The sequence below is a fragment of the Micromonospora parathelypteridis genome (assembly GCF_014201145.1).
Taxonomy (GTDB): domain Bacteria; phylum Actinomycetota; class Actinomycetes; order Mycobacteriales; family Micromonosporaceae; genus Micromonospora; species Micromonospora parathelypteridis.
Genome location: NZ_JACHDP010000001.1, coordinates 4,103,034 through 4,121,776 on the forward strand (window position 1 = coordinate 4,103,034; position 18,743 = coordinate 4,121,776).

17 protein-coding genes and 1 pseudogene are annotated in these 18,743 nt (G+C 71.7%); 9 read left to right on the forward strand and 9 right to left on the reverse strand.

All coding sequences use genetic code 11. The annotated features are described in order from the left end of the window. Positions 1-57 precede the first annotated feature (57 nt). Complete coding sequence (locus HNR20_RS18600) at positions 58-870, reverse strand: SGNH/GDSL hydrolase family protein (RefSeq protein ID WP_184181547.1); 813 nt, start codon at positions 868-870, stop codon at positions 58-60. After that, positions 853-1,919 (reverse strand): annotated as a pseudogene (locus HNR20_RS18605) (SGNH/GDSL hydrolase family protein); the annotation flags it as partial. The pseudogene HNR20_RS18605 and the gene HNR20_RS18600, both read right to left, overlap by 18 nt. Before the next feature lie 151 nt (positions 1,920-2,070). Here HNR20_RS18605 and HNR20_RS18610 point away from each other — a divergent pair. After that, a complete protein-coding gene (locus tag HNR20_RS18610; protein WP_184181551.1) occupies positions 2,071-2,427 on the forward strand; it encodes a YkvA family protein in 357 nt (118 codons plus the stop codon). Between the two features lie 72 nt (positions 2,428-2,499). Next, positions 2,500-3,870, forward strand: coding sequence for a cystathionine beta-synthase (locus tag HNR20_RS18615; RefSeq protein ID WP_184181553.1), 1,371 nt, complete (start codon positions 2,500-2,502; stop codon positions 3,868-3,870). Between the two features lie 157 nt (positions 3,871-4,027). Here the strand turns inward: HNR20_RS18615 and HNR20_RS18620 are convergent, their stop codons facing one another. From HNR20_RS18620 to HNR20_RS18640, 5 genes are all read right to left on the reverse strand, one after another. After that, positions 4,028-4,537, reverse strand: a complete 510-nt coding sequence (locus HNR20_RS18620) for a GNAT family N-acetyltransferase (RefSeq protein ID WP_184181555.1) — start codon at positions 4,535-4,537, stop codon at positions 4,028-4,030. Then, entirely contained in the window at positions 4,534-5,463 is a 930-nt protein-coding gene (locus HNR20_RS18625; protein ID WP_184181557.1) for a ribonuclease Z, read from the reverse strand. Before HNR20_RS18625 ends, HNR20_RS18620 begins: the two co-directional genes overlap by 4 nt. A 389-nt stretch (positions 5,464-5,852) precedes the next feature. Then, positions 5,853-6,215, reverse strand: a complete 363-nt coding sequence (locus HNR20_RS18630; RefSeq protein ID WP_184181559.1) for a YciI family protein — start codon at positions 6,213-6,215, stop codon at positions 5,853-5,855. 694 nt (positions 6,216-6,909) lie between these two features. Further along, positions 6,910-7,572 (reverse strand): peptide-methionine (S)-S-oxide reductase MsrA, encoded by a 663-nt coding sequence (gene msrA / locus HNR20_RS18635; RefSeq protein ID WP_184181561.1) that lies wholly within the window; start codon positions 7,570-7,572, stop codon positions 6,910-6,912. Between the two features lie 76 nt (positions 7,573-7,648). Continuing rightward, a complete protein-coding gene (locus tag HNR20_RS18640) occupies positions 7,649-8,071 on the reverse strand; it encodes an HIT family protein (protein WP_184181563.1) in 423 nt (140 codons plus the stop codon). Positions 8,072-8,314: 243 nt separating this feature from the next. Here HNR20_RS18640 and HNR20_RS18645 point away from each other — a divergent pair, with 243 nt between their 5' ends. The 4 genes from HNR20_RS18645 to ilvA all read left to right on the forward strand — a co-directional run bounded on the left by HNR20_RS18645 (position 8,315) and on the right by ilvA (position 13,352). Continuing rightward, positions 8,315-9,361: a YncE family protein gene (locus HNR20_RS18645; RefSeq protein ID WP_184181565.1), complete on the forward strand. Its 1,047-nt coding sequence runs from the start codon at positions 8,315-8,317 to the stop codon at positions 9,359-9,361. A 114-nt stretch (positions 9,362-9,475) separates the two neighbouring features. After that, entirely contained in the window at positions 9,476-10,618 is a 1,143-nt protein-coding gene (locus tag HNR20_RS18650) for a cystathionine gamma-synthase (protein WP_184181567.1), read from the forward strand. 12 nt (positions 10,619-10,630) lie between these two features. Continuing rightward, positions 10,631-12,040, forward strand: coding sequence for an amidase (locus tag HNR20_RS18655; protein ID WP_184181569.1), 1,410 nt, complete (start codon positions 10,631-10,633; stop codon positions 12,038-12,040). 91 nt (positions 12,041-12,131) lie between these two features. Further along, complete coding sequence (gene ilvA, locus HNR20_RS18660; protein WP_184181571.1) at positions 12,132-13,352, forward strand: threonine ammonia-lyase; 1,221 nt, start codon at positions 12,132-12,134, stop codon at positions 13,350-13,352. A gap of 61 nt (positions 13,353-13,413) precedes the next feature. On the opposite strand, the gene greA is transcribed toward ilvA, so the two are convergent. Beyond that, complete coding sequence (gene greA / locus HNR20_RS18665; protein WP_184181573.1) at positions 13,414-13,911, reverse strand: transcription elongation factor GreA; 498 nt, start codon at positions 13,909-13,911, stop codon at positions 13,414-13,416. A 156-nt stretch (positions 13,912-14,067) separates the two neighbouring features. Then, a complete protein-coding gene (locus tag HNR20_RS18670; protein WP_184188673.1) occupies positions 14,068-14,508 on the reverse strand; it encodes a DUF4307 domain-containing protein in 441 nt (146 codons plus the stop codon). Positions 14,509-14,710: 202 nt separating this feature from the next. Here HNR20_RS18670 and mca point away from each other — a divergent pair, with 202 nt between their 5' ends. The 3 genes from mca to HNR20_RS18685 all read left to right on the forward strand — a co-directional run bounded on the left by mca (position 14,711) and on the right by HNR20_RS18685 (position 18,645). Continuing rightward, positions 14,711-15,592, forward strand: coding sequence for a mycothiol conjugate amidase Mca (mca, locus tag HNR20_RS18675; protein WP_184181575.1), 882 nt, complete (start codon positions 14,711-14,713; stop codon positions 15,590-15,592). Positions 15,593-15,640: 48 nt separating this feature from the next. Continuing rightward, on the forward strand, positions 15,641-15,934 hold the full coding sequence (locus tag HNR20_RS18680) for a hypothetical protein (protein WP_184181577.1): 294 nt from the start codon (positions 15,641-15,643) through the stop codon (positions 15,932-15,934). A gap of 179 nt (positions 15,935-16,113) precedes the next feature. After that, the gene (locus tag HNR20_RS18685; RefSeq protein WP_184181579.1) at positions 16,114-18,645 is read left to right on the forward strand and encodes a putative bifunctional diguanylate cyclase/phosphodiesterase; all 2,532 of its coding nucleotides are present in this window, start codon (positions 16,114-16,116) and stop codon (positions 18,643-18,645) included. The last annotated feature ends 98 nt before the right edge of the window (positions 18,646-18,743 follow it).

The window sequence follows — 18,743 nt, forward strand, 5'->3', positions numbered from 1 at the left end:
GTAACATGGCGCGGAAGAAGCCGGCGCGGCGGGAAATGTCACCCTGGCCGGGACGATCTAGCGTCGGGTCGCGACCGTCGCCGCCGCGGCGATGGCCGGCAGCAGCGCATGGGCCCACACCCGGTAGCCGTCGGCGGAGGGGTGGAAGCCGTCGTGGCAGAGCGTCCCCGCGTCGGCCCGGAACACCGGCCCGGTCTCGGTGGCGAGGTCGACGACCGAACCGCCCGCATCCAACACGGCCGTGGTCTGTGCGCGGGCCATCCGACGCCCGGACCAGCCGACCACCTGGCGCAGCGGAGGCGCGATGGCACGAACCGCACCGAGATCGGGGCAGGTGCCCACCACCACCTCGACCCGTGCCTCGCGCAGCCGGTGCACCGCCGCGCCCAGATAGGCCGAAGCGTCGGAGGGCCGGCGCAGCCCGGTGGCGTCGTTCGCGCCGATCAGGATCAGCGCCACGTCCGGCCGTTCACCCAGCAGGGCCCGGGCCACCTGGGTGGCCAGGTCGGTCGAGCGGGACCCGGAGACGCCGACGCTGGACAGGTGCACGCGCCGGCCGGTCGGGCCCTCGGCGAGCAGGTTGGCCAACTGGCCGCCGATGGTGTCGTCGAGGCGGTCGACACCCACCCCCAGTGCCGACGAGTCGCCGAGCAGCACCAGCCGCAGCGGCGGAGCGCCCGCCCGGCCGATCGTGGCCCGCAGGGCCAACCCCAGCTCCGGTTGGGCGTAGCGTCGGTGCCGGGCGACGAACGCCTCACCGGCCAGGACGGCGGCGCCTCCCACGGTGCCGGCCAGCAGCGAGATTGCCGCCGCCCGACCCAGCCGGCCGGCGAGGCCGGCGGTCACGCCCCGCTCGCTGCGCTCGTTCATGCCAGTCCCTCCACTGTCGAGGTGTCCGAGGCGGACCCGTGCTGCGGCACCGTGCCGACACCGAAGAACGCCCGGCGGCGCAACTGCGCCCACCGGCCGGCTGGCCCCCGGTCGTGGCCCCGGACCTGGGTGCCGCTCACCTCCGTGCCGGCGTGCCGGGCCGCCTCCTGCGCGGCCTCCGCCAGCGACCGTACGCCCTCGCCCCGCGTCGGTGTGGCCCGTCGTTCCTGCCCTGCGCCGAGCGCGGACAGCATCGTCGGCAGGAGCGCGGCGGCTGCCATCGCGTAACCCTCGGCGGAGGGATGGAACCGATCCCAGGCGAACATGCGGGTCGGCTCGGCCGCGAACCGAGGGCCGAGCAGATCACCGAGGGAGACCGTCGAACCGCCGGCCTCGACGACCGCGACCGTCTGGGCTGCGGCGAGCTGACGGCTCCACCGGTGGGCCAGCCAGCGCAGAGGCGGCTGGATCGGGCGGATCGCGCCCAGGTCGGGGCAGGTGCCGACGACCACCTCGCAGCCGGCGTCGCGCAGACTGTGCACCGCCTCGACGAGGTAGCGCACCGCCAACCCGCGGGGGGTGCGGTTGGTGATGTCGTTGCCGCCGATGAGGATCACCGCGATGTCGGGTCGGCACTCCAAGGCCGCCTCCACCTGGTGACGGAGTGCCGAGGAGATGGCACCCACCACCGCGAAGCGGTGCACCTGCACCGGCCGGTGCAGTCGACGGGACAGGCCGGTGGCGAGCAGCGCGCCGGGTGTCTCCCGACGGCGGTGCACGCCGTAGCCGGCCGCCGACGAGTCACCGAGCACGACCATGGTGAGCGCCGGTCCGGGGAACTTCGCGCCGTAGATCCCGTCACAGCGCGGCGGCGGTGCCTCGGCCATCGGGATGGTGCGTCGGGCCTGCCGGGCCTGGCCGAGCAGCACCCCGCCGGTCGCCACCGCGGCCGCCGCGGTGGCGCCCGTCCCGATCGCCGCCAGGCGGGCGAACCGCCGGGCCTGCCGCCAGCGCTCACTACCGGGTACGACGGAATCAGCCACCCCCATACCGCGACATTATCGCGCCGGTCCGACACACCGCTGTCGTCGTGACGGCACGCGGGTGCCTGGAAACCGACGCGACGGGGTATCTGGGCGGGAGAGGCCGGCCGGCTTGCGTCGACCCGCCACGCTTGATCCGGCGGAGAGGAGCGCGACGATGGGGAAGACACTGAAGCGCAGCGCGGCGTTCACGGCCCTGGCGCGGGCACTGGCGGCCGGGGCCCGCGGTGGGCCGTCGCTGGGCACCCGGCTGGCGGCCCTGCCCCGGATGATCCGGGCCACCACCAAAGGGGAGTACGACGGTGGCCTGCGGCTGGCCCTGATGACCGCGGCGACGGCGTACATCGTGTCGCCGATCGACCTGCTCCCGGAGATCCCGCTGGCGATCTTCGGGTTGGCCGACGACGCGGTCATGATCACCTGGTTGGCCGGCAGCGTGCTCTCCGAAACCGATCGCTTCCTGGAGTGGGAGGCCCGCCGCAGCTCTGTCATCCCCGGGCGGCTGGTGCCCTGACGACACGTACGCTGGGCGGCGAGGAAACGTCTGCCCGGCCGCCATTGCCGGCGCCGCAACGAAGGGCACACCGTGCAGTACTACGACAACGTCGTCGACATGATCGGCAACACCCCGCTGGTACGTCTGCGTAACGTCACCGAGGGCATCCAGGCCACCGTGCTCGCCAAGGTGGAGTACCTCAACCCGGGCGGCTCGGTGAAGGACCGGATCGCGCTGCGGATGGTGGAGGACGCCGAGGCCGCCGGCCTGCTCAAGCCCGGCGGCACCATCGTCGAGCCGACCAGCGGCAACACCGGTGTCGGGCTGGCCCTGGTGGCCCAGCTCAAGGGCTACAAGTGCGTCTTCGTCTGCCCCGACAAGGTCAGCCAGGACAAGCAGGACGTGCTCCGGGCGTACGGCGCCGAGGTGGTGGTCTGCCCGACCGCTGTCGCCCCGGAGGACCCGCGCTCGTACTACAACGTCTCGGACCGGCTGACCAGGGAGATCCCCGGCGCCTGGAAGCCCAACCAGTACAGCAACCCGGCCAACCCGCGCTCGCACTACGAGACCACCGGCCCGGAGCTGTGGAAGCAGACCGAGGGCGGGCTGACCCACTTCGTGGCGGGCGTCGGCACCGGCGGCACCATCTCCGGCATCGGCCGGTACCTCAAGGAGGCCTCCGAGGGGCGGGTGCGGGTCGTCGGAGCCGACCCGGAGGGCTCGGTCTACTCGGGCGGCACCGGCCGGCCGTACCTCGTCGAGGGCGTCGGCGAGGACTTCTGGCCGGAGACGTACGACCAGGGCGTGGCCGACGAGATCGTCGAGGTCTCCGACAAGGCGTCGTTCGAGATGACCCGTCGGCTGGCCCGCGAGGAGGGGCTGCTGGTGGGTGGCTCCTGCGGCATGGCGGTGGTCGCCGCGCTGGAGGTCGCCCGCAAGGCCGGCCCCGACGACGTGGTGGTGGTGCTGCTGCCGGACGGCGGCCGGGGCTACCTCTCCAAGATCTTCAACGACTCGTGGATGGCCCGGTACGGCTTCCTCGACAACTCCGGCGCGGAGCCGACGGTGGCCGACGCGCTGGCCAGCAAGCCGGGCGGGCTGCCGGAGTTGGTGCACGTGCACCCCACCGAGACGGTCCGTGACGCGATCGACTACATGCGCGAGTACGGCGTCTCGCAGCTGCCGGTGCTCAAGGCCGAGCCACCCGTGGTGACCGGCGAGGTGGCCGGCTCGATCGCCGAGCGGGACCTGCTCGACGCGTTGTTCACCGGCCAGGCGCACCTCCACGACACGATCGAGCGGCACATGGGCGACCCGCTGCCGATGATCGGTGGCGGTCAGCCGGTGAGCGAGGCTGTGGGCCTGCTGGAGAAGTCCGATGCGGCCCTGGTCCTGGTCGACGGCAAGCCCAAGGGAGTCCTGACCCGCCAAGACCTCCTGGCCCACCTGGGCGCCCACTAAACCCGCCCCGCACCCGCACCCCCGCTCTCACCCTCACCCCCCTCGCCCGTCGATCTTGCACTTACTGTCGCGTGAAAGTCGCTATAGCGGCGTTTTGTCCCGACAGAAACTGCAAGATCGGCGGGCCAGGGGTGGGGGTGAGGCGGGGTGGGGGTATTTAGAGCGGGCGGGTGTAGCGGAGTTGTCGGGTTGGTGCTGAGCCGATCGCCTCGTCTCGTTCGTCGCCCGTGGGTATCCAGCCGCCGCGCTCATAGAAGGAGCGGGCGTGGGCGTTGTCCCGGAGCACCCAGAGCACGGCTCGCCGCCAGCCTCGGGCCCGCATGCCGTCCAGCGCGTCCACCATCAGGGTGCGGCCGGTGCCGCGGCCCTGCTCGACCGGGTCGAGGTGAATCGCGTTGAGCAGCCCGGTGGCCGGGTCGTCCTCGTCGTCCGGGCCCAGGTGACTGAACCCGACCAGCGCCCCGGCCCGTTCGGCCACGGTCAGCCGGTGGGTGTCGCGCTCCCAGTGCCACCGCTCGGCCCAGTACCGCCCCATCGCCTCCGGTGTCGGGTCCGCCAACGCCTCGGCCGACAGAAAGGCGGAGTACGCGGCGACCCGGGAGCGCTGGTGCAGGGCACCCACCGCCATCAGGTCGGAATCGGTCGCGGGGCGGAGCGTGACGGTCACCCGGCCGAGGCTACCCGGCGGGGTGGAAGCTGCACCGTGATCAGGTCCTCGGCGATGATCAGATCGCCGTCGAAGTGTGCGCGTGCCTCGTCGTGGAACCGGCGCGGGTCGTTGTAGCGCTGGGAGAAGTGGGTGAGCACGAGCCGGCGTACCCCGGACTCGGTCGCCACCCGGGCGGCCTGCGCCGCGGTCAGGTGGCCGACCTCGGCGGCGAGCGCGGCCTCCGACTCCAGGAACGTCGACTCGATGACCAGCAGGTCGGCGTGCTCGGCGAGGGCGTACACCCCGTCGCAGAGGCCGGTGTCCATCACGAACGCGAACCGCTGCCCCGGTCGGGGCACGCTCACCTCGTCGCGGGTCACGCGGCGCCCGTCGAGGTCCAGGTGCCCGACGCGGATCAGCTCGCCGACGGCCGGACCGGCGATGCCGTACGCGGTCAGCTTCTCCGGCAGCATCCGGTGGCCGTCCGGCTCGACGAGCCGGTAGCCGTACGTCTCGATGGGGTGTCGCAGCCGGCGTGCCTCCAGCGTGCCGCAGCGAAGGTCGATCCGCTGGCCGTCCGCCTCGATCGGGGTGACCTGCAGCTCGGCGGTCTCGTAGAAGGACGTGGCGTGCCGGAGCCGGGCGAAGTATTCGGCGCCACCGGCGGGAAAGTGCACGGCGACCGGGTGCGGCACCCGGTCCAGGGAGAGCCGCTGGATGGTGCCGGGCAGGCCGAGGCAGTGGTCGCCGTGGAAGTGGGTGACGCAGATCCGGGTCAGGTCGGTGGCGGTGACCGTGGTGTGCAGGAGTTGGCGCTGGCTGCCCTCACCCGGGTCGAAGAGGATCACCTCGTCGTCCCAGCGCAGCACGTACCCGTTGTGGTTGCGCTGGCGGGTCGGCGCCTGGCTGGCCGTCCCCAGCACCACCAGCTCGCGCATGGACATCGCCGCTCCCCCGGATATGGAGCGACCCCCGGGGCGCTCCGCGCTGGTGCGCGGGCCGGCTGGACTTGGCCGGCACCCCGGGGGTCGGGTGGCTGTCGTGGATTCGCCGCACCGCTGCCACACGGTCTCGACGATGGTGCTGGTGTCCGCCTTGCGGCGGACCGATCACTGTCGAGGACAGCGGCTAGCTGACAGCCACCTCACGAGTCCGATTGCTATACAAGTCTGGACCACCTCCCTTCACGTGTACGGCCACGTTATCGAGTCCTCGCCGGGCTCGGCAACGGATTTCGATCACAGGGCCAAATGGGAATGCCCGGCCGCCTCATCGGCGGCCGGGCAGCACGCTTCTGCGGGTGCAGTGGTCTGGCCAGCCGCCAACTTCCTGCTCACTCGCCAGCGGATTGCGGGCCGCGGCCGAACCGTCGGACCTCCTGGGGCCAGCCGCACGCTTCCGCGATCTTGCCGGCCCACATCCGGGCCGTTTCCTCGTCAGCCACGTCCACCACGGTCAGCCCGCCCAGCCACTCCTTGGTTTCGACGTAGGGCCCGTCGGCGAACATCGTCGTGCCGCTCGTGGCGTCGGCACTGAAGACGGGGCCGTCCTCTTCCAGGCCGCCGGCGAACACGTACTCCCCGGCTGCCTTGATCTCGTTCACGACCGCCGCGGCGAGTGGCCCGCGCCCGCGAAACCACTCCTCGGTGTGGTCACCCACCCACTGCTGGTTGAAGTAGATGAGGTACTCGGCCATGTCTGCTCCCTCGTCCCGGGCGGACCTTTGTCTGCCTCCATCTTCGCTACGAACGGCGCCGGGCGGATACGACACCTCGGGCCGGAATTTTCCGCGTCGATGTTGGCGGGAGCGGTGGTGCGGGTCCGCCACCGGTCCGCGTGGGCGAGCGATCGGCGCCCATGCGACCGAACCGACCCCGATACGGAACAAGGCCACCGGGTCGGAACCCAGTGGCCTTGCCAGTTACCGCAATGGGTGGTCAGTGAGCGGTGCCGGACGTGCGTTACCGCGTCCGACGATGCGTGCCGCCCCCGCATTTCGGCCGGCCGGAGGGACCCGGACTATCGTTGGCCGATGGCAGGCGAGATGCGCGCAGAACGGTTGACGCTCATTTCTGAGGTGAGCCTGGGCGGCGGGGCGCCGCTGGTTTTGCGGCGGCCCGTGCTTGTCCAGCCGGGGCAGCGCTACTGGCTTGACGCGGACAACTCGGCGCTCATCGTGGAAGATGCGGCCGGTAGCAGATGCTCGTCTCCGTGCGCGTACGAGACCGGTCCAGACGCACGACGCTGACAGGCATTCCGGGGCGAGCAGGGACAGCCGTCGGGTGGGGCAGCGCTGTTGCTGACGACCATGCCACCGAAACGAGCCCGACACCGAACAAGGCCACCGGGTCGAAACCCAGTGGCCTTGCCAGTTGACGCAGTGGCGGTGGTCAGCCGCCGACTCGTGCGACTCCGACCGGGCAGCTCATGCCGTTCGGGCCGTGGTTGCAGTACCCGTTCGGGTTCTTGGTCGGAGCCAGGTACTGCTGGTGGTAGTCCTCGGCGAAGTAGTAGCTGCCGAGCGGGGCGATCTCGGTGGTGATCTCACCCTTGCCGGCCCGCGTCACGATCGGCTGGAACGCGTCCCGGGACGACTCGGCGATGGTCCGCTGCTCGTCGGTGGTCGTGTAGATCGCCGAGCGGTACTGGGTGCCCACGTCGTTGCCCTGGCGCATGCCCTGGGTCGGGTCGTGGTTCTCCCAGAAGACCTTCAGCAGGTCCTCATAGTTGATCTTGCTCGGGTCGTACACCACCTGGACGACCTCGGCGTGCCCGGTCCGGCCGGAGCACGTCTCCTCGTACGTCGGGTTCTTGGTGATGCCACCCGCGTAGCCGGCGGAGGTGGTGTAAACGCCGGGCAGCGTCCAGAACAGCCGCTCGGCGCCCCAGAAACAGCCCATGCCGAAGACCGCGACCTGAAGGCCCTCAGGGAACGGGCCCTTCAACGGGGTGCCCAGCACCTCGTGGCGGTCGGCGACCGGCATGGCGATCGGGCGACCTGGCAGGGCCTGGTCGGGCGAAACCATTTCGGCGTTCATGCGGCGCAAAAACACGGTGGGGATCTCCTCTCGTACCTCTCCCAGCGTGTAACACCGGAGGGTCCTGCTTCCTTACCCGTACCACCGTGACTCAGGCCCCACCCGGAAGGGCCGCGGCGATGCGGTCTGCGTACGTCTGGGCCTCGGCGTCGTCGTCGTACCGTGTGCGCGGCCAGAAGAAGCCACGCAACCCGTCGCCCTTGGTACGCGGAACCACGTGGGTGTGCAGGTGCGGCACCGATTGGGACACCTTGTTGTTCATCGCCACGAACGTCCCACCGGCACCGAGAGCGGTCTCCACCGCCACCGCCAGCCGCTGGACCAGCGCGAAGTAGTCGGGCAGCAGGTCGGCCGGCAGCTCGGCCAGGGTCACCAGGTGCACCCGGGGCACCACCAGCACGTGCCCCTTGAACACCGGCCGGGTGTCCAGGAACGCCACCCCGGCCGGGGTGTCAGCCACCCGGAACGCCGGCACCTCGCCCGTCACGATCCCGCAGAACACGCAACCGCTCATCGGGTCAGGCTATGCCGGCTCCCTCGCGGGACCTGGTGCCCCCCACGTGCGTACCGGCTGTGCTATCCATTCATGTGAATGGATCAGCGCGGGGGTGGCGTGCTGTGGCGACGGCGTCGCCCGGCCGGTCGGTCGCGGTGGCCCGCCGCCGGGCGGGTCTCGTCAGGCCGACGATCCGACTCCCCGGTGCGACCTGACGACCCGGCCATCGGCGTACGCGTCGATGCTCCGAAAGGACGAACCTTGCAGATCAGAAGAGGCTTCACCCTGGTGCTCGCGGCGCTGACCGCCGGGCTGCTCACCGGTGCGGTCCCGGGCCACGCCCAGGCGGCCGCCGCGCCGACAGCGACCCCACTGCCGCTGAAGACGGTCGCCGACGTGGTGTCGGCCGGTGACCGGGTCTTCGTCAGCGGTGGCCGTTCCTCGACCGACGTCGTGGTGACCAGCGCGACCGGCGTGGTGACCGGCACCCTGTCGGGCCTGCCCGGCCCCACCGACCTGCTGCTCAGTGCCGACCGGCGGACGCTCTACGTGGCGCTGCCCACCGCCAACACCATCGCGGCATTCGACACCGGCTCGCTGATCGAGTCGGCCCGTTACGACACCGGTGCGGGCGAGTGCCCGTCGTCGCTGGCGTTGACCGGCCGGTACCTGTGGTTCGGCTACGGCTGTGACCAGTGGGGCGGCAACATCGGCCGGATCGACCTCGGCCGTCAGCCGGCCCGGCTGACCACCCAGGTCGTCAGCCAGGACTTCCACGGTGCGCCGCTGCTCGCCGCGGCCAGCCAGAACCGGGCGGTGCTGCTCGCCGGGCAACCGTCGTTGAGCCCGGCGTCGGCGTACGCGTACGGCATCGGCACTGCGGGCGCGTTGACCACCCTGGGGACGAACGCGTGGTCGGTGCTCGGCAGCAACCTGCGGGACATCGCCCTCGACCCGACCGGCACCACCCTCTACACCGCCGCCGGAGCGCCGTACGAGGCGCAGGCGTTCCCGTTCGCCGACATCAGCACCCCGTCCGCGACCTACCCCACCGGTGCGTACCCGAACGCCGTCGAGGTCTCCCGCGACGGCACCCGGGTAGCCGCCGGGGCGGACGCCACCTACGACCCGGACGTGTTCGTCTTCACGCCGGACGGCACCGAGCTGGCCCGCTTCGAGCTCGGCGACGAACTCAGCTCCGGCGCGCTGGCCTGGTCGCCGAATGGCGCACGGCTCTACGCGGTCGCCTATGACTGGACCGGGGTCAACCAGGCCACCCTGCACGTTCTGCCGGTTCCGGCCGCCTGACCGGCCCGCCAGCCCGCCGATCGGCGCGCGGGGGCCGGGCCGGACGGTCCGGCCCCCGCCCGGGAGCGCGGGTTCCGTCCCAGCCCTCTCCGGCGGGGCACTAGCCTCACCAGAATGAGTCACGGCTTCGAGACGCTCGCCATCCACGCCGGCCAGGACCCTGAGGCCCGTACCGGCGCGGTGATTCCACCGATCTACCAGACCAGCACGTACGCGCAGGACGCCGTCGGCGCGCCCCGCCTCGGCTACGAGTACAGCCGCTCGGGCAACCCGACCCGCGACGCGCTCCAGGAGTGCCTCGCGGCGCTGGAGGGCGGGCCGGTGGGGCTCGCCTTCGCCAGCGGTCTGGCGGCCGAGGACACCCTGCTGCGGGCCGTGTGCAAGCCGGGCGACCATGTGGTGATCCCGGACGACGCGTACGGCGGCACGTACCGGCTGTTCGCCCGCGTCGCCGAGCGCTGGGGTCTGACGTTCACCCCGGCCAAGGTCTCCGACCCGGCCGCGATCCGGGCGGCCGTGCAGCCCGGCCGCACGAAGATCATCTGGCTGGAGACACCGACGAACCCGCTGCTCGGCATCGCCGACATCGCCGCCCTGGCCGCCGTGGCACACGACGCGGGCGCGTTGCTGGTGGTGGACAACACCTTCGCCTCGCCGTACCTGCAGCAGCCGATCGCGCTCGGCGCGGACGTGGTGGTGCACTCCACCACCAAGTACATCGGCGGGCACTCCGACGTGGTCGGTGGCGCACTCGTCGTCGCGGACAGCAGCCTCGGCGAGGAGTTGCGCTACCACCAGAACGCGATGGGCGCGATCAACGGCCCGTTCGACGCCTGGCTCACCCTGCGCGGCATCAAGACCCTCGGGGTACGCATGGACCGGCACTGCGACAACGCCGAGCGGCTCGCCGCGTACCTCGACGGGCACGCCAAGGTGGCCGAGGTGATCTACCCCGGGCTGCCCTCGCACCCTGGTCACGAGGTGGCCGCCAAGCAGATGCGCCGGTTCGGGGGCATGATCTCGTTCCGTGCCGCTGGCGGTGAGGAGCACGCCGTGGACATCTGCAACCGCACCAAGCTCTTCGTGCTCGCCGAGTCGCTGGGTGGCGTGGAATCCCTGATCGAGCATCCGGGGCGGATGACACACGCAAGTGCTGCCGGCTCGCCGCTTGAAGTTCCCGGCGATCTCGTGCGACTGTCTGTCGGCATCGAGACGGTCGACGACCTACTCGCTGATCTGGAGCAGGCGCTGGGCTGACCGCTGGGGAGGATGGCCGTGCAGGACATCATGGCGACCTGGGTCGGGGCGACCGCCAAGCAGATCGCCCGGGGCGTGCGCCGGGGTGACGTGTCGGCCACCCAGGTCGTCGCCGACCACCTCGAGTACATCTCCCGTGCCGACCCTGAGCTGGCCGCGTTCCGTTCCGTGCGCGGCGGCGAGGCGATCACCGAGGCGGAGAAGGTCGACGAGCAGGAGGACCTGGCCAACCTGCCCCTGGCCGGGGTGCCGGTGGCGGTCAAGGAGAACACTCCGGTCGCCGGTCTGCCCACCTGGAACGGGTCGGCGGCCGCGCGCACCGACGTCGCGGAGGCCGACCACGAGGTGGTGCGTCGGTTGCGGGGCGCCGGCGCGGTGATCCTCGGTGTGACCCGGATGCCCGAGCTGGGGCTGTGGGCACTCACCGACGACGACAGCGCGGTGACCCGCAATCCGTGGGACAGCACGCGTACCCCCGGTGGGTCCTCCGGCGGCGCCGCCGCCGCGGTGGCCGCCGGGCTGGTTCCGATCGCGCACGGCAACGACGGTCTCGGCTCGATCCGCATTCCCGCGGCCTGCTGCGGTCTGGTCGGGCTCAAGCCCGGTCGGGGCGTGGTGCCCTGCCAGCTCGGCGCGGACGACTGGTTCGGCCTCACCGAGCACGGCATGCTGACCAGCACCGTCGCCGACGCGGCGGTCGGCTTCTCGGTGCTCGCCGGCCGGCGTCCCGAGAAGCTGGTCCCACCGCAGCGGCTACGGGTGGGCGTCTCGCTGCGCTCCCCGGTGCGCGGCGTCGCACCGGACGCGCCCAACCGGGACGCGGTCGCCGCAGCCGGCCGACTCCTCGCCGCCGCCGGGCACGACACGGTGCCAGCCGATCCGGTCTACCCCACCGCGCTGGGCCTGCAGGGCATCGCCACCTGGTTCGCCGCCGCCGCCACCGACGTCCGGGCCTCCGGGTTGGACCGGCGTGGCCTGCAACGGCGTACCCGGCGGCACGTCGCGCTCGGCGAATGGGCGCAGCGTCGCGGCTACGTGCGGGAGGCCGACCGGGCCGCCTGGCGGCAACGGTCGGTGGACTTCTTCACCGACCACTCGGTCGACCTGCTGCTCACCCCGGCGCTGGCCACCGCACCCCCGGAGGCGGCACGCTGGTCCGACCGGTCCTGGCGGGCGAACATGACAGCCAACATCCGGTACGCCCCGTACGCCGCGCCGTGGAACATCGCCGGCCTGCCGGCGGTCGTGGTGCCGGTCGGCCGCCGCCCGGACGGCCTGCCGGTCGCCGTGCAGATGGTCGGTCCGCCGGGGTCGGAGCTGCTGCTGCTCGGTGTGGCCGGCCAGTTCGAGATGGCCGCCCCGTGGGCACGCCACGCCCCCGGCTATCCCCGGGTCGGTACGGGGACGCCGGCCTCTGCCTGATCGTCATCGGGTGCGCGTGCCCACCGAGCTCGCTCCGGCGACCCCCGGTGTCGCCGCCGAGGGCTCCGGAGGCGGGTGGCACGATCGGGGCATGACGGAACTGGTCGGTCTCGACGACGTGCGGGCTGCACGGAAACTGCTCGCTGGTGTCATCCGGACCACCCCGATGGAGCCCTCCCGCCCGCTCAGCGCCGCACTGGGCGGGCCGACCTGGCTCAAGTGCGAGAACGTGCAGCGCGCCGGCTCCTACAAGGTGCGGGGCGCGTACGTGCGGATCTCCCGGTTGTCGGCGGCGGAGCGGGAGCGCGGTGTGGTCGCGGCGAGCGCGGGCAACCACGCGCAGGGCGTGGCCCTCGCCGCCGGCCTGGTCGGGACGCACGCCACCGTCTTCATGCCGGTGAACGCGCCGCTGCCGAAGGTGGCCGCCACCAAGGGGTATGGCGCGCAGGTCGAGTTGGCTGGCAACACCGTCGACGAGTCGCTGGTCGCCGCCCACACGTACGCGGAGCGCACCGGCGCCGTGTTGATCCACCCGTTCGACCACCCCGACGTGATCGCCGGTCAGGGGACGGTGGCGCTGGAGATCCTCGAACAGTGCCCGGAGGTGAAGACGATCATCACCGGGGTCGGTGGTGGCGGACTGATCTCGGGCATGGCGGTGGTCGCGAAGGCGTTGCGGCCCGACGTCCGGATCATCGGCGTCCAGGCGGCCGGCGCGGCGGCGTTCCCGCCCTCGCTGGTGGCCGGGGAACCGGTCCGGCTGCCCGCCTTCTCCACCATCGCCGACGGCATCGCGGTCGGCCGGCCGGGGGAGATCACCTTCAACCACGTGCGCAAGCTGGTCGACGAGATCGTGACGGTCTCCGAGGAAGACATCTCCCGGGCCCTGTTGATGCTGCTGGAGCGCGGCAAGCAGGTGGTCGAGCCGGCCGGGGCGGTGGGCGTCGCCGCGCTGCTGGCCGGCGTGGTCGAGGTGGAGACGCCGGTGGTCGCGGTGCTCTCCGGCGGCAACATCGACCCGCTGCTGATGATGCGGGTGATCGAGCACGGCCTGGCCGCCGCGGGTCGCTATCTGCGGGTTACCGTGCGCTGCTCGGATCGGCCGGGGCAACTCGCGTCGCTGCTCAGCCAGATCGCCGAGCACCGGGCCAACGTGGTGGACGTTGAGCACCAGCGGGCCAACCCGCACCTCAGCCTCGGCGAGGTGGAGGTGGCACTGTCGGTGGAAACCCGGGGCGTGGAGCACTCGGACACGCTGATCAGCGCGTTGCGGGCCAGCGGCTACCAGGTGGTGTTCGCCGCCGAGGCGTGACACCGGTGGTGCCACGCCTCGGGAGCGATGCCGTTGAGCGGGGTGGTGCGACCGGCGACGGTCAGCCGGAGAACGGCTCGAAGTTGACCACGGTCACCTTGATGTCGGCACCGCTCGGCGCCGTGTAGGTGCAGGTCTGCCCCGGCCGGCCGCCCAGGATCGCCTTGCCGAGCGCCGACTCGGGGCTGTAGACGGTCAGGTCGGTGGTGGCCGCGATCTCCCGCGAACCGAGCAGGAAGGTCTCGGTGTCGTTCGCGTCGTCGTCGAAGTAGATCGTCACGACCATGCCCGGCGACACCGCGTCCGCCGTCGGCGCCTCGCCGACCTTCGCGGTGCGCAGCAGCTCCTGCAGGTAGCGAATGCGACCCTCGGCCTTGCCCTGCTCCTCGCGGGCGGCGTGGTAACCGCCGTTCTCCCGCAGGTCGCCCTCTTCGCGCCGAGCGTTGATCTCGGCGGCGATGGCCGGACGGTTGGCGATGTGCTCGTCGAGCTCGGCCTGGAGGCGGTCGTGCGCGTCCTGCGACAGCCAGGTGGCGGGCGCCTCGTTGCCAGTGGACACAGGCGTTCTCCTCAGTTGTGCGTGGCTGGCTGACAGGTGAACTACCAAGTTACCAGTGCGGTACGACACAGCGTGTCGGCCATCACCGCCGGTGTCCGGATCCGACACCGGGGGTAGGCGCGCGGCAAGCCTCGTTCGCGGGGGCGTTCTGGCAGGTCAGGACGCAGGTTGGCAGCGCAGGACCTCGCCGATGAACGGCCGTTCGGTGGTGGCCAGGCGGTGCCGTGCCGTGACGTGCCGGTTGCCGGGTTCGGCGGTAACGGTGACTTGGTCACGGCCCACCTCGGCACCCGCGTGGGTTCGGGCCCGCAGCACGCAGACCGCCGATCCACCCGCCGGCACGGTCACCCGGAAGTCGACAAGCACCTGACTGTCCGTGATGTCGGTGTACGTGATCACCTGGGCGTCGTAGGCCGGATCGCCGTACTGGCGGTAGAGCCGGAACGAGATCACGGTCAGCGTCGACACGAGCGCCACCAGCACCAGTGCGGCCAGCAGCGTACGACGGCGCTTCCCGCCGGACGCCCGGCGGCGGCCGTAGCGCCCGGCCGGAAATACCGGAGCGCCTGCGGAAATTGTGGCGTGCGTCTCGGTCACCGGCGGGTATCTCCTGGCGTTGTTGTCGGCGGCATCGGCAAGAATGACAGAGTCCATCCTCCCACCCGGTCCAGCGGCAGGAATGGCAGGTCATCCCCTGCGGTGCTGGCCGGTGACAGGGTGCGGTGAGGAACGATCCCGGCAGGTCAGCCGGTCGAGCCCGGTCGGGTCCACCGGCCGGCACAGACGAGGAGTGCCGAAGTTGGCAGAGCAGCTGCGTCTCATGGCCGTGCACGCGCACCCGGACGACGAGTCGAGCAAGGGTGCGGCGACGATGGCCAAGTACGTCGCCGAGGGCGTGGATGTCCTGGTCGTGACGTGCACCGGCGGGGAGCGCGGCAGCGTGCTCAACCCCAAGCTCGACCGTCCCGAGGTCTGGGCCAACATCGGCGAGATCCGGCGCGCCGAGATGGACGCCGCCCGGGCGATCCTCGGCGTCGATCAGGCCTGGCTCGGCTTCGTCGACTCCGGGCTGCCGGAGGGCGACCCGCTGCCACCGCTGCCCGAGGGCTGTTTCGCCCTGCAGGACGTCGAGGTGGCCGCCGGTCCACTGGTGCGCCTGATGCGCGAGTTCCGTCCGCACGTGGTGACCACGTACGACGAAGAGGGCGGCTACCCGCACCCGGACCACATCATGTGCCACAAGGTGACCGTGGCGGCGTTCGAGGCAGCCGGCGACCCGGAGCGCTTCCCGGAGCTGGGCGCGCCTTGGCAGCCGCTCAAGCTGTACTACGACATCGGCTTCTCCAAGGCCAAGATCATGGCCCTGCACGAGGGCATGCTGGCCGCGGGTAAGGAGTCGCCCTACGAGGAGTGGCTCAAGCGCTGGGAGGACCGGCCGGACAAGGGCCCGCGGATCACCACGCGGGTGGAGTGCTCCGAATACTTCCCGGTCCGCGACGACGCGCTGCGCGCCCACGCCACCCAGGTCGACCCGGACGGCTTTTGGTTCCACGTTCCGATGGAGCTGCAGCGCCGCGCCTGGCCGACCGAGGATTTCGAGCTGGCCCGCTCGGTTGTCGACAGCCCGCTGCCCGAGTCCGATCTCTTCGCGGGGGTGCGGGAGACGGCGCACGCACGCTGATCCCGGGCGGGGCTACGCTGGTTACCAATCGCACATCGGAGGAACGCCATGCTGACCGCTGCCCAGGTGCTCGCGGAGAACAACTTCGGTGACACCCGCACGGGTGGTCTGGCGGGGCCGATGGGCCTCTTCCTCATCCTGCTGCTGGCCGCCGCGACCATCCTGCTGATCCGCAACATGAACGCTCGGCTGCGCCGCCTGCCTGACCGGTTCCCGCAGCAGACGGGGCCGGTCGATCCGACCAGGGCCGATGCGTCAGTCGTCGATCCGACAGACGGGACCGGGGGGCATGATTCATCCACGCCCGGTCCCAATGGGCACCAGCAGCACCGGAACGGGTAGTCAACGCGTGATTCACGTCGAACCGGTTGGTCGCCCCCTGTTGCGGCCACCCGGTTTGGCTTAGCCTTCCGCCGGGGGGACCAAAAGTCCCCGAGCCGTGTGCGGGAGGGGGCGCCGATGACCAGCACAGCACCGGCCGCCCGCCGCGACGTCGGTCGGTCGGCTGACGGGGGAGGTCGATGACCTCCGGGCCGGCCGGCAACCCATTCGACCGGCTCGGGGTGCGAGGCACGCCGGGCCGTCTGCTCGTGCTCACCGCCGCCGTCACCCTGACCGCCCTGGTCGCCTCCGCGGTCGGGTTGACCCTCCCGGCCAGGCTGCCGGCCGACGACCCCCTCGGCGGTCCGGCCCGGTTCGGCATCGCCGTCGCCGTCCTCGCGCTCGCCCAGCTCGCCCGGCTACGGTTCCGCTCTGCCGCGGGCATGGTCAGCATCACCTGGGGCGAGGCCGCGCTGATCGTCTGCCTCTATCTGACGCCGGCCGGCTGGCTGCCGTCCGCCACGCTGCTCGGCACCGGCCTGGCCTGGACGATGCTCTCGCTGCACAACGACCGTCGTCCGGCCCTGGAGATCCTCCGGATCGCCGCGTCGCTGGCCGCCGCGTCGGCCCTGGCCGTCTCCGTGGCCACCGCGCTCGGACGGCCGTTGCTCGCCCCGCCCACCCCGATGCTGTCGGTGGCCGTGATCGCCGGGTCGGTGACCTACCTCCTGGTGACCGCATGGCTCGGCGGGGTGACGCTGGGCCTGCGGCACGGACTGCCGATCGGGCCGCCGCTGCTCGCCGCGCTGCGCGGCAAGATCCTGATGTTCGTCGGCAACGTGGCGGTCGGCCTCGTGGTGGTAGCACTGCTGGAACTCGACGCACGCTGGTTGCTGTTGCTGCCGCCGCTGCTCTGGCTGCTGCAGCAGACCTACCGCTACCGGCTGCGCTCCGATCAGGAGCGCCGCACCTGGCGAGCCTTCGCCGAAGCCACGGCAGCTCTCAACCAGCTCGACGAGCGGGGCGTGGCCAGCGCGGCGGTCACCGGGGCGCTGGCGCTGTTCAACGCCGAACTGGTCGACGTCGACGTGGCTCGGACCGACGGCCGGTGGCATCGGTACCGAGGAGACGCCAGCGGCCAACTCGTCGACCGTGAGACGGGCCCACCGGACCGGCCGGAGCCGGACGAGCACGAGCTGAGCCGGACGCTGTCGGTCGGCGCCGCCCCGGTCGGTCGGCTGCGGGTCCGATTCCCCCGCGCCGCCCCGCCCAACGCCCGGGAACGCGACGCGGTGGCCGCATTCGGCGACGCCCTGGCCGCCGCGCTGCACGACGCCGCAACTCACCGCGAGCTGCGGCTGGTCACCGCCCGCTCGTCGTACGAGGCGGTGCACGACCCGCTCACCGGGCTGGCCAACCGGGCGGCGATGCTCGGCAAGGGCGACCAGTCGCTGCGGCAGCTCGCACACGATCACCCGGTGGCGCTGCTGCTGCTGGACATCAACCAGTTCAAGGAAGTCAACGACACCCTCGGTCACGCCGCCGGCGACCAGTTGCTGCGGCTGACCGCGAACCGGCTCAGCGCGCTGGTCCGCCCCGGCGACCTGCTCGGCCGGCTCGGCGGCGACGAATTCGCGCTGCTGCTCACCGCGGTGCCGGTGCTCGGTGACCGGGCCGCCCCGATGGCCCACGCACTGCGTCAGGCCCGCGAGATCGCCGAGCGGTTGGCCGCGCCGACCGAGGTGGCCGGCGTACGGATGTCGATCGAGGTCTCCGTGGGGGTGGTGGTGGCCGACGCCGGCACCGCCGACCTGACCGAGTTGCTACGCCGGGCCGACATCGCGATGTACCAGGCCAAGGAGGGCGGCGGCAACGTCGCCGCGTACGACGGCACCCGCGACGCGGCCAGCACCGATCAGCTCGCCCTGCTGGCGGAGCTACGCGAGGCGCTGAAGGTCGACGATCAGCTGGTGCTGGCGTTGCAACCCGCCGTGGACCTGGCCACGGGCGCGCCCACCGGGGTGGAGGCGTTGATCCGCTGGCAGCATCCCCGACGTGGCTGGCTGGGCCCGGCCGACTTCATCCGGCCGGTGGAGAACAGCGAGCAACTGGGCGCCTTCACCCGCTACGTGCTGGACAAGGCCCTCGGCGTGGCCGCCGGTTGGGCCCGGGAAGGACTGGACGTCCCGATCTCGGTCAACCTGTCGGCGCGCAGCCTGCTCGACCCCCGGTTGCCGGCGGAGATCGCCGAGGCGCTGCGCCGCCATCAGGTGCCACCGCACCGGCTGGTCCTGGAGATCACCGAGACGGTGGTGATGAGTGAGCTGGAGGTCATCGACGAGGTGCTGGCCACCCTCCGGGCGATGGGCGTGCAGCTCGCGGTCGACGACTTCGGCACCGGCTTCTCGTCGCTGACCTTCCTCACCCGGATCGCAGTGGACGAGTTGAAGGTGGACCGCTCATTCGTGATCCGGATGGCCGACTCCCCGGAGGCCGCGGCGATCGTACGGACGACCGTGGGCCTCGCCCACGAGTTGGGTCTGCGTGTGGTCGCCGAAGGGGTGGAGACCGCCGAGCAGCGGATGGCCCTGGCCGAGCTGGGTTGCACCTCCGCGCAGGGTTACCACTTCTTCAAGCCGATGCCGGCGGACAAGATCGGCGCGGTCCTGGGGTCGCTCCGCGACTCGGCGGAGTCGAACGTGTTCCGGCTCCGCGCCGACGGCGCCTCCTGAGCAGTCGGCGCGACCCCGGGCTGATCGGTTTCGGACGGGGCGGCAAACCGCCCGTCAACCCCCTAGAGTCGATCGAGCTGCGTTGATGTATTGATCGT

Excerpts from the sequence above, each read along its gene's own strand:
- HNR20_RS18600 (WP_184181547.1), bottom strand. The coding sequence starts at position 870 with ATGAACGAGCGCAGCGAGCGGGGCGTGACCGCCGGCCTCGCCGGCCGG.
- HNR20_RS18610 (WP_184181551.1), top strand. The coding sequence starts at position 2,071 with ATGGGGAAGACACTGAAGCGCAGCGCGGCGTTCACGGCCCTGGCGCGG.
- HNR20_RS18625 (WP_184181557.1), bottom strand. The coding sequence starts at position 5,463 with ATGTCCATGCGCGAGCTGGTGGTGCTGGGGACGGCCAGCCAGGCGCCG.
- HNR20_RS18630 (WP_184181559.1), bottom strand. The coding sequence starts at position 6,215 with ATGGCCGAGTACCTCATCTACTTCAACCAGCAGTGGGTGGGTGACCAC.
- HNR20_RS18640 (WP_184181563.1), bottom strand. The coding sequence starts at position 8,071 with ATGAGCGGTTGCGTGTTCTGCGGGATCGTGACGGGCGAGGTGCCGGCG.
- HNR20_RS18650 (WP_184181567.1), top strand. The coding sequence starts at position 9,476 with ATGAGTCACGGCTTCGAGACGCTCGCCATCCACGCCGGCCAGGACCCT.
- HNR20_RS18655 (WP_184181569.1), top strand. The coding sequence starts at position 10,631 with ATGGCCGTGCAGGACATCATGGCGACCTGGGTCGGGGCGACCGCCAAG.
- ilvA (WP_184181571.1), top strand. The coding sequence starts at position 12,132 with ATGACGGAACTGGTCGGTCTCGACGACGTGCGGGCTGCACGGAAACTG.
- HNR20_RS18680 (WP_184181577.1), top strand. The coding sequence starts at position 15,641 with ATGCTGACCGCTGCCCAGGTGCTCGCGGAGAACAACTTCGGTGACACC.
- HNR20_RS18685 (WP_184181579.1), top strand. The coding sequence starts at position 16,114 with ATGACCTCCGGGCCGGCCGGCAACCCATTCGACCGGCTCGGGGTGCGA.